The organism is Streptomyces sp. DH12 (assembly GCF_020873895.1).
GTDB lineage: Bacteria > Actinomycetota > Actinomycetes > Streptomycetales > Streptomycetaceae > Streptomyces.
In genome coordinates this window covers 1-691 of record NZ_JAHWGT010000311.1, presented here as the reverse complement: position 1 = coordinate 691, position 691 = coordinate 1, and the positions used below count along the sequence as shown (strand labels likewise).

At 71.6% G+C, this 691-nt stretch carries 1 protein-coding gene and 1 pseudogene; both read left to right on the top strand.

The genetic code is table 11. The features are described 5' to 3' along the window. Window positions 1–26 precede the first annotated feature (26 nt). The gene (locus LPA54_RS34235) at window positions 27–596 is read left to right on the top strand and encodes a PadR family transcriptional regulator (protein WP_228918657.1); all 570 of its coding nucleotides are present in this window, start codon (window positions 27–29) and stop codon (window positions 594–596) included. Then, window positions 583–691 (top strand): annotated as a pseudogene (locus LPA54_RS34230) (SGNH/GDSL hydrolase family protein); the annotation flags it as partial. The gene LPA54_RS34235 and the pseudogene LPA54_RS34230, both read left to right, overlap by 14 nt.

Here is a 691-nt window from a genome sequence, read left to right as displayed (position 1 = left end):
GACACCGGCAGGCGGAAAGGGATCGCATGGCACTCCGGCACGCCGTACTGGCCGCGCTGCTCGACGGCGAGCTCAGCGGCTACCAACTGGCCAAGGCGTTCGACGTCGGCGTGGCCAACTTCTGGTACGCCCAGCCGCAGCAGCTGTACGCCGAGCTGGCCCGGCTGGAGCAGCAGGGCCTCGTCGCGGGCCGCGAGGTGGTGCAGGAGAGCCGCCCCAACAAGCGGCTGTTCCACGTCACCGACGCCGGCCTGGCCGAGCTGGAGGCCTTCACCGCCGCCTCCGCCAAGCCCGCCTTCGTCCGCGACGACCTCATGGTCAAGGTCCAGGCGGCCGACAGCGTCGACACCGCCACCCTGATCGACCAGCTCACCGAACGCGCCGAGATCGCCCGCGCCCGCATCGAGCTGTTCGAGGCGCTGCTCCGGCGCCTGCGCGGCGACCGCGGCGAGGAGGACTTCCTCCGTCACGGCCACCGCATCGGCCCCTACCTGACCTGTCTGCGCGGCGTCGCCTTCGAGCAGGAGAACCGCGACTGGTGCCTGCGGACCGTCGCCGTACTGGAAGAGAGGCGGCACACCCGTGCCCGGAACTGAGATCGCTTACCTCCGCTACGTCGCCCTCGGCGATAGCCAGACCGAGGGCGTCGGCGACGGCGACGACGTCACCGGCCTGCGCGGCTTCGCCGACC